Raw genomic sequence first — 13,071 nt, 5'->3', positions numbered from 1 at the left:
ATCGAGCTCGTCGCGCTTGCTCGCGATCCGGTCGAGAAGAAGCTGATCGGCCCTCAGGTGGCTTTCCACCAGCATGCTCACCCAGAAAAGGGCGGCCAGCGTCACTCCGACGGAGAAGAACTCAGGATCCGGATCCGCCATCATTTCCCCTCCTGGCAAAGGAACGGCCGCGCTGCACCCCGGGAAACGAACCAGGCCCACCGTTCACTCCCCGTTTCGGCGGGTCCCCTCGATCTGGCGGAGAATGTGCTCGTCGGTGATCTTGCTGTCGGCGGCCAGCAGGAACGCCTTGCTGAGGATGAGCGACAACTGCCCGTCCTCCTCGAAGGGGAGGAAGAGCCGGGAATCGCGTTTGCGGGCCGGGACCAGGCACAGATAGGCGTCGTCCGGGTCCATCAGGACGTTCGCGCTGCCCAGATGGATCTTGTACATGCGCAGATCCCCCTGGACCACGAGGAACCGGTCGGCGAGGGTGAGCCGGTCGGCGATGGACGTACGCGGGATCAGCCGGGCCAGCGCGTCATGCCGCACCTCGGCCGACGGCGGCAGCGGGCCGGTGGAGGTGTGGCGCCAGTAGGTCCGGTGGTCGTCCTCGCCGCGGTCCCGCCAGTCGGGGTCGGCGGCGATCGAGGTGAGGGCCACGAAGAGGTCGGCGTCGCGCATCGCCTCGCTGAACACCAGCGGTGGCACCTCGGCCAGCTCCGCCTGCGCGAACCCGCGCCCCTGCCGCCGGGCGAAGCGGATCCGGCCGGTGGCGGCCAGCGTCACCTCGCCGCCTTCGACGTGGGCGCTCTCGTAGCGGAAGCCGACCTGCCAGGCGCCTTCGGCCAGCTCCTTCTTCGCCTCGGTGGCGTGGCCGTCGTAGAAGGCGCCGAGCCAGGTGGTGCGCCACTGGCGCTGTCTGAGCAGCGCGTAGAGGCGGGGGTGGTCGACGATGTGGGCGGCGAAGCGGTCGGAGTGGACGCGCGCCTGCTCCTCGGCCGGGGTGAGCAGGTAGACCTCGCGGTACGCCTGCTTGAACGGCTGCCGCAGCCGCCGCGCGGTCACCGTCCCCCGCCAGGCGGCGATCTCCTCCAGGGAGGCGCGGGCGGGATGCCACAACCGGACCTCCGAGCCGGGCACGACCTCCTCCGGCAGGACGCCGCGCCCGCCGGACCGCCAGATCAGCCCGCGCGTCACCGCGCCGGTGATCGGGTGGTCGCGGTAGTGGCGGGCCCACTCCTCGTACGGCCACGCCCGGTCCGCGGTGAACAGCGACTCCAGGCGGGCGCGTTCGGCCGAGAGCGTCTGGCGGATCTCCTTCCGCACGGCCTTGAGCGCCGCCAGGTCGTCGCTCTCCTTGAGCGCGGCGGGCACGGTGCGCACCGTCGCGCCGTCCGGCGACCGGAAGCCGAGCCGTACGGTCATGGCGTCCTCGACGGACAACACCGCGGTCCAGTCGCCGATGGCGCGCGTCAGCGTGCCGTCGGGGGCGAGCCCGTGGTCGGGGATACTGCGTTCCAGCAACTGGCCGGGCGTGATGCCGGAGCGGCGGGCGGCGGCGCCGAGCGCGATGTCGATCTGTTTGCGCAGCGCCCGGTGCCTGATCAGCTCTCGCAGCCGCCACAGCGCCCCCACGGCGGCCGGGTCGGCGCAGTCGCCCAGCGCGTTGATCGCGGCTCCGGCGAGCTTCAGATCCTCCCGCATCCCCCGCCGGACTCCGGCGGCCCGCGGCACGAGCTCCGACAGCACCGCCACGGCGTCGTCGGCCTCCAGCAGGACGACCGCCCAGACGAACCCCCTGGCGACGTCGGCGTTGGCGTCGGAGACGATCGACCGGACCGTCCCCCAGTGGCGCCGCACCTCGGTGTCCTCACCGAAGGCGCGCATCGCGGCGCGTACGAGGTCGCCCGCGCCGTCGGCGCGCAGCAGCTCGCGGCAGCGTACGCGCCACCGCTGGGTGGGCCGCGGTTTGTCGAGCTCGGTGAGGTGGTGGACGAGCCGCACCAGGCCCTCCGGCGGCGCGTCACCGAGGCGGTCGCGCAACGCCGTCGCCCACTCGTCACCGGGGACCAGCGCCGCCAGGGGCATCGCCTCGGGGCCCGTGCGGAAGACGCGCCCGATCAGGCGATAGAGCCGGGGGCGGGCCCCGGCGTCGATGCCGCCCTCGCACACCGCGTCGATGACCGGCCACAGGTGTTCGCCGACCGTCGCGCGCCCCTTGTCGTCGAGGCCCGCCGCCGGCTCCAGCGCGAGCACGAGCCACTCCTCGTCGCGGAAGCAGAGCCCCCGCTCCCCCAGGACGGTGAAGAACGCGGCGAGCTCCGGCGCCGTCCACCCGTCGCAGCCGGAGAGCGCCAGGCGCAGCTCCTTGGCGTGGCCGTCGAACGCGGGCCGGGCCAGACAGACCGCGGCGGCCCGCCGGGCGTAGCCCCGCTCCTGGGACAGCCGGCTCGCCAGGCGGCGGCGGTCGGCCGTCCGCGTGATCCAGGCCGCTTCGGCGAGCGCGGCCTCGATCGCCGCCGCCACCTCGGGGCTCGGGAGTGGTTGACGCATGGCCGGAAGCATGTCAGGCCGGGCCGACAGTTCCCGTCGTACGGGCGGACCGGGTGATCGGGCTCTCGCGCGGGGGTGGGTTCTGCTTCATGATGCGGAGTGTCACCCGTTGCCCCCCGGATGGGACGGTCAGTGAAACGCATCCTTGCCTGGATCGGCGTCAACGTCGACATCCTCGTCGCGCTGGCGGTGGCGGTCGTCGTGAGCGTGCTGGACGTGGCGGGCATCGCCACCGCGGAGGCCGTCAGCAACGCCACGGTGGCCACCCTGGCCGTGCTGGCGTTCGTCATGCTGCGCAGCCGTATGCGCGCGGAGTCGGCGGAGAACACCGTCGAGCGGGCCGTCCAGGCCGCCGACCGCAAGATCGACCTCCTGCCTTCCCTCCTTCAGGAGCAGTCGGCCGTCCGGCTGGTCAAGGGTGAGGAGTTCAACCGGGTGCTGGCCGAGGCGCGCGGGGACACCGACCGGTGGATCTTCAAGGGCTCGACCGGGGCGTACGTGCGCGCGGTGACGCTGCCGGAATGCCTGGACAAGGCCCGCCAGGGGCGGCGGGCGCTGCTGATCCGCCTGGAGATCCTGGACCCGGACGACCTCGGGCTCTGCGAACGTTTCGTCCGGCTGCACCAGAGCCTGGCGTTGAGCCCGGACAGCCCGGAGTCGACCTGGACCGGCGACGGCACCCGCAAGGAGCTGTACGCGACCGTGCTCTCGGCCTGCTGGCACCAGCAGCGCTACGAGCTGCTGGACGTCGAGATCGGGTTCTCCTCGATCGCCTCGACGTTCCGCTACGAGCTGTCCTCCCGCCACATGTTCATCACGCAGCGCGGGCCCGACTTCCCGGCCACGGTGATCACCGGGAACGCCCTCGCGCTCGACTGCTGGGCCACCGAACTGCACGCCAGCCTCCGCCAGGCGCGCTCGCTCGACATGCGGCTCGGCAAGGAGGTGACGTTGTCGTACGCGCCGACCGCCGACGAGGTGCGCGCCCTCTTCGACCGGCTCGGCCTCGCCTTCCCCGGCGCGTACGGGGACGACGACATCGACGAGATCATCGGGATGGCCTTCAAGAACGTCGATCCGTACGACAAGGCGGCGGCCTGGGGCTGACGTCCCGAGAGGGTACCCAGATCCCCGCCTACGCGGTGTCGTCGGTGATGCCGTGCGCCAGCCGGGTCAGGGCCGCGGTGATCTGCTCCGGTGTGAGGCTCTGCCTGCGCTGTTCGGCGTAGACGTCCGGGCTCAGCGGGGCGAGGAGGATGTCGGCCAGCGCCTCGGGCCACGGGATGCCCGCCTCGGTCAGCAGCACCCGTACGTGCGCCCGCCAGAACCCGTACGCGCCGGTGGCGTAGCGCAGCGCGCCCTGCTCGGCGCCGAGGACGAGTGAGATGTGCTCCTCCAGCAGCTCCACCATCGCCGCGTAGAAGGCGGCGAGCCGGTCGCCGGGGGGCGCGCCGGGGCCGAGCGGCGGGTCGCCGCGCAGCAGGCGTTCCTGGAGGGCGCGTTCGTGCTCGTCCAGCAGCGCCTGGGCGATCGACACGGTGTCGGGGTAGCGGCGGTAGAGCGTGCCCCGGCCCACGCCCGCGGCCTTGGCGATGTCGTCCATCGTCACGCCGCGCGGGTCGCGGGCGGCGAACAGCTCGGCCGCCGCGGCGAGCACCTTGGCGCGGTTGCGGGCGGCGTCGGCGCGTTCGCGCGGGCGGCCCGCCTCCTCCACGGGACGTCCGGTGAGCAACTCGGTACGGGACTCCATGCCGGCGACTCTAGCCGACCCCAAGCTAAGTGGACAACGTGCCCACTTAGTTGCTACGTTCACGTCGACACCAAACCGGACGTAATGTCCACTTACCGAAGGAGCCCCCTCATGCCCGCACTGCTGCACCTGGACGCCAGCGCCCGCCGCCGTTCGATCAGCCGCGAGATCGGCGACGCCTTCGCCGAGTCGTGGCGGGCCTCGAACCCCGAGGGGACCTACGTCCACCGCGACCTGGCGGCCGAGCCCGTGCCGCACATCGGGGAGGCGTGGACCGAGCTGTGCGACTACGTCATGGCCAACCGCATCACCCAGATCGGCCGCTACCACGAGGCCGTCCGCACCCCGGAGCAGGCCGCCGCCTGGGCGGTGATCGACCCGCTGCTGTCCGAGCTGGTGGCCGCGGACGTGGTGCTGATCGCCACCCCGATGTACAACTACTCGATCCCCTCGTCGCTGAAGGCGTGGCTCGACCAGGTGACCTTCCCCAAGATGTCCCTCGCCGGGCGGCGCTTCGTGGTCGCCACCGCGCGCGGCGGGGCCTACTCGCCGGGCGCCCCCAAGGAGAAGTTCGACCACCAGGAGCGCTACCTGCGGGACTTCTTCGCCGGCCACTTCGCCGTCGAGGACACCACCGTCGTCGCCGCCGAGTGGGCCAACTCCCGCGTCGACCCGGACCTCGCCCACCTGCGCGACAAGCACGACGAGCTGTACGCCGACGCGCTGCGGACCGCCCACGGGCTGGGGAAGGAGTTCTGACGATGAACTGGCTCATCCTCGGGCTGGCCGGGCTGATCGAGATCGCCTGGGCGCAGAGCATCAAACCCACCCAGAACTTCACCAAGCCGCTGCCCACCCTGCTCTGCTTCGTCCTCATGGTGGCCGCGGTCTGGTTGTTGTCGTACTCGATGAAGACCCTTCCGGTCGGCACCGCGTACGCGGTGTTCACGGGCATCGGCGCGGTCGGCGCGATCGCCCTCGGGGTCGTCGTCCACAAGGACCCGCTGTCGGTGGGCCGGATGATCGCCCTGGCGCTGATCGTGGGCGGGATCGTCCTCGCCCGGATCACCAGCCCCGAATAGCGGCGCCGACGTCACTCCGGAATCCGCGTCCAGGAGTCCTTCAGCGTGGGCCGGACCAGCGGGTGAGGGCGGCCTCCAGGCCGTCGGGGTCCGCGCCGGCCCAGGCGACGTAGCCGTCGGGCCGGACGAGCAGCGCGGGCGCGGGGGCGCCGGCGGCGGTCGCGGGCATGTGGCGCACCCGGTCGTTCCAGGGCCGCGCGGTGGCCGCGAGGACGTCGCCGCCGGTCAGGTCCAGGAGCAGCGGGCGGGCGTCGCGCAGCAGCTCGGCCAGACGTCGCGGTCGCCCGTCGCCGGTGACCAGGTCCAGCGGCGGCACGAACCAGCCGGTCGGCGCGGCGGGCCCTTCCTCGCCCATGTCGTGGCGGACGTCGCCGCCCGCCATCAGGCCGGCGATCACGCGCAGGTTCTCCGCACGGCCCAGGAGCTCGGTGAACAGGCTGCGCAGCGCGGTGACCTCGGCCCCGGGGGCCAGCAGGGCGGTGGCGGCCAGGGTGTGCGTGACCACCCGTTCGGCACAGGCGCGGCGTTCGGTCCCGTAGCTGTCCAGGAGCCCTTCGGGGGCGTGGCCGCGCAGCGCGGCGGCCAGCTTCCAGGCCAGGTTGGCCGCGTCCTGGAGGGCCAGGTTCAGGGTCGGGCCGTGGCTCACCTGCGCGGCGTCTCCGGCGAGGAAGACCCGGCCGTCGCGGTAGCGCTCGGCGAGCCGGGTGTTGCGCCCGCACAGGCGGCGCAACATCGTGGGCGCGCCCTCGGGCGGCGCGGTCAGGGGCACGCGCACGCCGAGGACACGTTCGACGCTCTTCTCCATCTCGGCCAGCGTCATCGGCGCGCCCGGCCCCGGGAAGGCGTCCGCCGGGCGGTCCTCCCATTCGGCCGTGTTGATCAGCGGCCGCCGCGGGTCGTGCGCCAGGAGGGTGAAGACGCCGCGGTCGGTACGGTGGAAATGCGCCGGGATCTCGCCGAGGCCGTCGATGTGCACCCGTCCGCCGGGCAGGATCCTGATGTGGTCGCTCGGGCCGACGAGGGCCGAGCGGTCGACGACGTGGTCGTCGCTGACGCCGGGGAAGGCGATGCCCGCCTGCTTCCTGACCAGGCTGTGGCCGCCGTCGCAGCCGACGAGGTAGCGGGCCGTGAGGGTCGTCTCGGTGCCGTCCGGGGCGCGGGTCAGCACGTCCACCTGGTCGTCGGTCTGGCCGAAGGAGATCACCTCCCAGCCGCGCCGGACCTCCGCGCCGAGTTCGGCCGCGCGTTCGCCGAGGACCCGTTCCAGGTCGCGCTGGTCGCAGGGCAGGAGGTACATGGGGTTGTCCGCGCCGAGCGTGTGCAGCGGGAGCGGCATCCCGCCGAAGAAGAACCCGGGCGCGGGCGCGGGCACGCCGCGGCCTCCGCAGCGTTCGTACAGGCCTCGGTGGTCCAGGAGCCGTACGACCTGGCCGGCCAGGCCGTGGGCCTTGTCCGACAGGTCCGGCTCGGGGCGTCGTTCGAGGACCAGCGGGCGGGCTCCGGCCAGGCGCAGCTCGCAGGCGAGGAAGAGACCGGCGGGCCCGCCGCCGACGACGATGGCATCGAAGATCACTGACGTTCCTTAAGGTACGCGAATGTATCTAACAGGGGCCACCGTAGGGCGGAGCGATAAGATACGCAAGTGAATCTCAAGCACGACGGGACGGGGAGCCGTACCACCGGGGGCGCCTCGCGCCGGCGCGGCGCCGCGCTGGCGGACGCGATCCTCGACGCCGCCTGGGACGTGCTGGTCGAGCACGGCTATCACGGCTTCACCTACGAGGCGGTCGCCGCCCGCGCCGGCACCAGCCGCCCGGTGCTCTACCGGCGCTGGCCGCAGCGCGACGACCTGCTGCGGGCCACCCTCACCAAGTTCTGGCGGCTGATCGAGGTGCCCGACACCGGCAGCCTGCGCGAGGACGCGATCGGGTTCCTGCGCAACGCCGGCGACGACCGCGCGGGCATGATCACGCTGATGAGCGTGCGGCTCGCCGACTACTTCCGCGAGACCGGCACCAGCCTCACCGAGCTGCGCGACTCCCTGCTGCCGCCGGGCCACGCGACCGCCTTCGAGACGATCGTGGCCCGCGCGGTCGAACGCGGCGAGCTGCCCGACCTGCCGCGTACGTCCAGGGTGGTGAACCTGCCGCTGGACCTGTTGCGGCACGACATGCTCGTCACGATGCGCAAGGCGCCGGACGAGTCGATCGTCGAGATCGTGGACGAGGTGTGGCTGCCGTTGCTTGGCGTCCGGGAAGGCCGGCGGCCCGGTCGGAGGTGAGGCCGCCGGCCGGCCCCGCGTCACCCCTGGTAGTCGCGGATCTCCCAGTACCGCGACGGGTGGCCGTCGCAGGTGTACTGGACGGCCTCGAGGTTGTTGGCGCTGCTCACCCCGCCGGCGATGGTGAGGCATTTGCCGGTCTGCACGTTCCGGAACTCGACGTACTGGCCGGCGCGGTTGCCGAGCGCCCAGTAGCGCGAGGGGTGGGTGTCGCAGGTGTACTGGAGGGCGACGACGTTGTTGTCGGTGCTGACGCCGCCCGCGATGGTCAGGCACTTGCCGGTCTGCCGGTTCCTGACCTGGAGGTACGCGCTGGAGTAACCCCAGACGTCCCAGCGGCGGGAGGGGTGGCTGTCGCAGGTGTACTGGACGGCGTGGACGTTGTTGTCGGTGCTGACGCCGCCCGCGATGGTCAGGCACTTGCCGGTCTGCCAGTTCACGAGCTGGACGTTCGAGGCGGCCCAGACGGCCGTGGCGGACGCCGGGGCGGCCGGGGCGGTGGTGACGCCGAGGACGAGGAGCGGTGCGACGACGGCTGCCGCGCGCAGCCCGGTCGAACGGAGGATGTGTGGCTTCATGTGACCAAGCGTGCGCGCGCGGACCCGGTACGGCCTGAGTACCGGCTACTCAACAGGCGGCGGCCCGGTCGAGGAAGCGGCGCAGCCCGAGCCGTACGGCCTCGGTGGGGACGGTGGCGGCGAAGCAGGCCGCCTCGACCGCGAGCCCTTCGTCGATCGGCAGGTTGACGCCCCGGGTGACCGCCCGCAGGCAGGCCGCCACGGCGGTGGGCGCGTGCCGGGTGATCCGCGCGGCCAGGTCGCGTGCGGCGGCCAGGAGTTCGCCCTCGGGCACGACGGCGTTGACGAGACCGAGTTCGGCGGCCCGCCGGGCCGGGATCGGGTCGCCGGTCAGGATCATCTCCAGGCCGCGCTTGCGCCCGGCGTGGCGCGGCAGCCGCTGCGAACCGCCGAACGGCGGCGGGAAGCCGAGGCCGATCTCGGGCTTGGCGAACGTGGCGTGCTCGGCGGCGATCGCGAGCGGGGCGGCCTCGACGAGCTCGCAGCCGCCGCCGTAGGCCAGGCCGTTGACGGCGGCGATCACGGGCTTGGGGAACTCCTCGATGCGCCGGGTGAGCCCCTGCCCGCGCCGGACGATCTCCCGCAGGGCGCGTTCGGTCCCGCCCTCGATGCTGCGCGCGAGCGACGGGATGTCGGCGCCCGCGCTGAACGCCCTGCGTCCGGCGCCGGTCAGGACGACCGCGCGGACGGAGTCGTCGGCCTCGACGCGGTCGAGCGCGGCGAGCAGCGCGTCGATCGTGGGGTAGTCGAGGGCGTTGAGCTTGTGTTCCCGGTCGAGGGTGATCGTGACGAGGTGGTCGTCCCGGTCGAGGTGGACGGTCATGGGCGGGGTGCTCCGTTCCGCTCGGGGTGGAGGCACCAGGCTAGAAGCCGTAAATTAGGACGATCCACTTATTGTCCTAGATACAAGGTGCGGTATGCGTCCCGCGTCCTACAAGGCCGTCGTCGACGAGTTCGCGGCGGCGATCCGGTCCGGCGCCCTTCCGGCGGGCGCCCGGCTGCCCACGCACCGCGAGCTGGCCCGCGAGCGGCGGGTCGCGCTGGCCACCGCCACCCGGGTCTACGCCGAGCTGGCCGCCATGGGGCTGGTCGTGGGCGAGCCGGGACGCGGGACGTTCGTCCGCGACCGGTCCGGCCACGACGGGCTGGAACCCTCGCGCGAGCTGCCGGTGCCACGCGTGGCCGACCTGTCGTTCAACCAGCCCCTGGCCCGTGGGCAGGCCGACCTGCTGCGCCTGGCGCTGCGCGGCCTGTCGACCTCGGGCGAGGTCGAGTCGCTGCTGCGCCAGCACCCGCCCGGCGGCCGGCGGCACGACCGGGCGGTCGTGGCCACGTACCTGCTGGGGCGCGGGATCGACAGCGCGCCGGCGAACGTCCTGCTGACCGGCGGGACGCAGCAGGCGCTCGACACCGTGTTGCGCGCGCTCACCCGGCCCGGCGACGTCCTGGCCGTGGACGCGCTCACCTATCCCGGCGTCAAGCTGATCGCCCGGGAGCAGGGGCTCGACCTCGCCCCGGTGCCCGTGACGGCGACGGGACCGGACCTCGACGCCCTCGACCGGCTGTGCCGCGCGCGGCCCGTACGGGCGGTCTACACGATGCCCACCGTGCACAACCCGCTGGGCTGGGTGCTCGACCGGGGATCGCGCGACCGGCTCGTGGCGATGGCCCGCGCCCGCGACTTCGTGATCGTCGAGGACGGCACGTACGCGTTCCTCGACACCGCGCCGCCTCCTCCCCTGCGCGCCCTGGCCCCCGAGCGCACCTGCTACGTCGCCGGGCTGTCGAAGAACGTGGCGACCGGCCTGCGGTTCGGCTTCGCCGTGGTGCCCGACCGGCACGTCCGGGCGGTCACCGCGAGCCTGCGCGCGGCGGCGTGGGGCGTACCGGGGATCGTCACCGCGCTGGCCACCGGCTGGATCGCCGACGGCACGGTCGCGCGGCTGGAACACGACCGCCGCCGGGACGCCGCCGCCCGCCAGGCCCTCGCCCGCGCCGCGCTGGCCGGCCTGGATGTCACCGCGCATCCCGCGTCCTACCTGGTGTGGCTCGGCCTGGAGCCGTACCAGCGTCCCGACCGCGTCGCGGCCCTGCTGGCCGGGCAGGGCATCCTCGTCTCCACGGGCGACGCCTTCGCCGCCGGCCCGTACCGTCCCCACGCGCTCCGGCTGGCGCTGGGCAGCCCGCCGCTGGACGAGCTCGGGCCCGCGCTGCGCCGCCTCAGGGCCGCGATCGAGACGATCCCGCCGTGATCATGATCGTAGGATCGGGCACATGACAACAGAACGGATTCAAGGAAGGGTTTTCGGCGAGGTCGCCGACGAGTACGACAGGGTCCGGCCCGGCTACCCCGCCGAGCTGCTGACCGACGTCCTGGCCTACGCGGGCGGACCGGCGCTGGAGGTGGGCGCGGGCACCGGGAAGGCGACGGAGCTGTTCGCGACGGCCGGCATCGACGTCGTGGCCACCGAGCCCGACCCGGCCATGGCCGCCGTGCTGGCCCGGCGGGTCGCCGACCGGCCCAACGTGACGGTCACCGTCTCGACGTTCGAGGAGTACGTGCCGCCGCGGCCGTTCGGGCTGCTGTACTGCGCCCAGGCGTGGCACTGGGTCGACAAGGACGTGCGCTGGCAGCGGGCCGCCGCGGCGCTCGCCCCCGGCGGCGGCCTCGCCCTGTTCTGGAACGGCGACTGGCCCGCCGACGCCGGTGTGACGGCCGCGCTGCTGGCCGCGCACGAGGAGCTCACCCCGCACCTGAGGCCGAACCTCGGACCGATCAGCAGGCCGATCGGCGAGGAGGCCGGGGCGCTGGAGTGGGCGGCCGAGATGGGCCTGCCGCCCGAGTTCGGGGACGTCGGCACCCGCCTCTACCAGTGGGAACGCACGGTGTCCGGGGCCGACTACGTCGCCCTCCTGTCCACTCAGTCCGCCTACCGGATCCTGGCGGAGGACGTGCGCGAGCGGTTGTTCGCCAGGCTCGGGGACGTGCTCGGCGCGCAGGTGAGGCTGAACGTCGAGACCGCCCTGTACCTGGCCCGCCACCTGCCCTGACGCGGCCACGGCGGGCTCAGGGGTCGGCCCTGCCGGTCGCCCACGCCCACGCGGCGATCATGACGCGGTTCCTGGCGCCGGTCTTGCGCTGGACGACGGCGATGTGGTTCTTGACCGTGCCCGGGGACAGGTGGAGCTCGGCGGCGATCTCGGCGTTGGTCCGCCCCTGGGCGACCAGGGCCGCGATCTCCTCCTCCCTCCCGCTGAGCACGACGTCGGACGCCTCCCGCCGAGGGGCGTTCTGCCGCAGCAGCTTGACGGTGAGCTGGGGGCTGATGAGCATGTCGCCGTTCATCGCCGCCCGGACGGCCTCGACGAGCAGCGCGGGGCCGGAGCGTTTGAGCACGAACCCGGCGGCGCCGTGCCGGAGGGCGGCGTGGACGTACTCCTCCAGGCCGAAGGTGGTGACGACCACCACATGGATGCCGGTGCCGGCCAGGGCGCGGGTCACCTCGATGCCGTCGGCGCCGGGCATGCGGACGTCGGCGAGCACGACGTCCGGCCGGACGGCGAGCGCGGTGTCGATCGCGGCGCGGCCGTCGGCGGCCTCGGCCACCACGGTCATGTCGGGCTGGGCGTCGAGGATCAGCCGGAAGGCGGCGCGGATGCCCTCCTGGTCGTCGGCGATGAGGATACGGATGCTCACCCGGGAGATTGTGGCAGCGGCAGGCGGGCGGCCAGCGACCACCCGTCCGGTACGGCGTGCGCGACCAGCTCCCCGCCCTGCCCGGCCACGAGCGCGGCCAGGCTCGGCAGCCCGGAACCGCCGCGCCGGCGGCGTGGCGCGCCGGACACCCCGTCGTTGGCCAGCGTGATCTCCAGGACGCCGCCGGGCGTCGTGACGGACAGGTCGATGCGCCGGGCGCGCGGCGCGTGCCGCCGGATGTTGGTGAGCCCTTCGATGACGATCCGGTACGCCAGCGCCGCCGTCTCCGCCGGGACCGCCGCGGTGGGCCCGGTACGCAGCCGCACCCGCGCGGGACCGGCGGCGGAGAACCGTTCGGCGGCCTCGGCGATGCCGGCCAGGTCGCCGGCGGGGCCGGGTGGCCGGTCGTGGTGGAGCATGTCGAGCGTACGGTCGAGCGTGGACAGGGCCCGCTGGCCGGCGGCCTCGACGCGCCGGAGCGCCTCCAGCGGATCGCCCGCCACGGTGCCCGCCTGGGCGTGGGCGACCATCTCGCTGATGTCGTGGGCGAGGAAGTCGTGCAGGTCTCCGGCCAGCCGCAACCGCAGGACGGTACGGGTGTCGGCCACAGCACGCTCCCGCCGTACGTCGAGCAGGCGCAGGTAGGCGCCCACGGCGGCGGCCAGCAGCGCGCCGAGACCCCAGAACGCGCCCGCCCCCACCGTCTCCAGCGGCGAGGCGGGCGTGAACACGCGCGGCACCCACGCGGCCGCGGCGAGTCCGGCCAGGAGCGCGGCCGGCGCGGCCCGGCGCACCGGCGCGTGGCGGACGACCAGACCGATCGCGACCATCAGTCCAGCGCTCTCGGCCATCCCCAGCACGCCGACGGCACCGCCGGCCGCGCCGGTCCGTACGCCCGAGGCGAGCAGGCCGGCCGTGACGGCCAGCGACAGGCCCGCGGCCGCCAGGGTCAGCGCGGGAAGCAGCCGGTCCCTGCCCCTGGGCCGGAACGCCCCGATCGCGGCCACCACGACCGCGACCGACGCCGACAGCGAGGCGGCGACCACCCACAACACGTTCACCCGGGCAACGATATGCGCCCACGCCCGCGCGCCCCCATGTGCCGAACGGCACCACCGCAGACCAGGACAGGTGCCGAACGGCATCTG

The 13,071-nt window shown here is 73.6% G+C and carries 13 protein-coding genes; 6 read left to right on the top strand and 7 right to left on the bottom strand.

Annotation, left to right across the window (positions count from 1 at the left end):
• Positions 1-204: 204 nt before the first annotated feature.
• On the bottom strand, positions 205-2,535 hold the full coding sequence (locus IEZ27_RS13460) for a DUF4132 domain-containing protein (RefSeq protein ID WP_189647480.1): 2,331 nt from the start codon (positions 2,533-2,535) through the stop codon (positions 205-207).
• 132 nt (positions 2,536-2,667) lie between these two features.
• Between IEZ27_RS13460 and IEZ27_RS13455 the strand changes: the two genes are divergently transcribed.
• A complete protein-coding gene (locus tag IEZ27_RS13455) occupies positions 2,668-3,642 on the top strand; it encodes a hypothetical protein (RefSeq protein ID WP_189647479.1) in 975 nt (324 codons plus the stop codon).
• Positions 3,643-3,670: 28 nt separating this feature from the next.
• Here the strand turns inward: IEZ27_RS13455 and IEZ27_RS13450 are convergent, their stop codons facing one another.
• Complete coding sequence (locus IEZ27_RS13450; protein ID WP_189647478.1) at positions 3,671-4,285, bottom strand: TetR/AcrR family transcriptional regulator; 615 nt, start codon at positions 4,283-4,285, stop codon at positions 3,671-3,673.
• Positions 4,286-4,396: 111 nt separating this feature from the next.
• Here IEZ27_RS13450 and IEZ27_RS13445 point away from each other — a divergent pair, with 111 nt between their 5' ends.
• Positions 4,397-5,044: an FMN-dependent NADH-azoreductase gene (locus IEZ27_RS13445; protein WP_189647477.1), complete on the top strand. Its 648-nt coding sequence runs from the start codon at positions 4,397-4,399 to the stop codon at positions 5,042-5,044.
• 2 nt (positions 5,045-5,046) lie between these two features.
• A complete protein-coding gene (locus IEZ27_RS13440) occupies positions 5,047-5,367 on the top strand; it encodes a DMT family transporter (protein WP_125634024.1) in 321 nt (106 codons plus the stop codon).
• 40 nt (positions 5,368-5,407) lie between these two features.
• Here IEZ27_RS13440 and IEZ27_RS13435 read toward each other — a convergent pair whose 3' ends face one another.
• A complete protein-coding gene (locus IEZ27_RS13435) occupies positions 5,408-6,940 on the bottom strand; it encodes an FAD-dependent monooxygenase (protein WP_189647476.1) in 1,533 nt (510 codons plus the stop codon).
• Between the two features lie 69 nt (positions 6,941-7,009).
• Between IEZ27_RS13435 and IEZ27_RS13430 the strand changes: the two genes are divergently transcribed.
• Positions 7,010-7,648: a TetR/AcrR family transcriptional regulator gene (locus IEZ27_RS13430; RefSeq protein WP_189647475.1), complete on the top strand. Its 639-nt coding sequence runs from the start codon at positions 7,010-7,012 to the stop codon at positions 7,646-7,648.
• A 20-nt stretch (positions 7,649-7,668) separates the two neighbouring features.
• Here IEZ27_RS13430 and IEZ27_RS13425 read toward each other — a convergent pair whose 3' ends face one another.
• Positions 7,669-8,226, bottom strand: a complete 558-nt coding sequence (locus tag IEZ27_RS13425; protein ID WP_189647474.1) for an RICIN domain-containing protein — start codon at positions 8,224-8,226, stop codon at positions 7,669-7,671.
• Positions 8,227-8,275: 49 nt separating this feature from the next.
• Entirely contained in the window at positions 8,276-9,049 is a 774-nt protein-coding gene (locus IEZ27_RS13420; RefSeq protein ID WP_189647473.1) for an enoyl-CoA hydratase-related protein, read from the bottom strand.
• A gap of 94 nt (positions 9,050-9,143) precedes the next feature.
• Here IEZ27_RS13420 and IEZ27_RS13415 point away from each other — a divergent pair, with 94 nt between their 5' ends.
• Complete coding sequence (locus IEZ27_RS13415; protein ID WP_189647472.1) at positions 9,144-10,478, top strand: aminotransferase-like domain-containing protein; 1,335 nt, start codon at positions 9,144-9,146, stop codon at positions 10,476-10,478.
• A 22-nt stretch (positions 10,479-10,500) separates the two neighbouring features.
• Positions 10,501-11,277: a class I SAM-dependent methyltransferase gene (locus IEZ27_RS13410; RefSeq protein WP_189647471.1), complete on the top strand. Its 777-nt coding sequence runs from the start codon at positions 10,501-10,503 to the stop codon at positions 11,275-11,277.
• 16 nt (positions 11,278-11,293) lie between these two features.
• Here the strand turns inward: IEZ27_RS13410 and IEZ27_RS13405 are convergent, their stop codons facing one another.
• The gene (locus tag IEZ27_RS13405) at positions 11,294-11,923 is read right to left on the bottom strand and encodes a response regulator (protein WP_189647470.1); all 630 of its coding nucleotides are present in this window, start codon (positions 11,921-11,923) and stop codon (positions 11,294-11,296) included.
• Positions 11,920-12,984: a sensor histidine kinase gene (locus IEZ27_RS13400; protein WP_189647469.1), complete on the bottom strand. Its 1,065-nt coding sequence runs from the start codon at positions 12,982-12,984 to the stop codon at positions 11,920-11,922. Before IEZ27_RS13400 ends, IEZ27_RS13405 begins: the two co-directional genes overlap by 4 nt.
• Between the last annotated feature and the right edge of the window lie 87 nt (positions 12,985-13,071).

Source organism: Nonomuraea spiralis (genome assembly GCF_014648435.1).
Lineage (GTDB): Bacteria > Actinomycetota > Actinomycetes > Streptosporangiales > Streptosporangiaceae > Nonomuraea > Nonomuraea spiralis.
The sequence above is the reverse complement of the archived record's forward strand: the minus strand, read 5'-3'. Positions and strand labels throughout refer to the sequence as shown.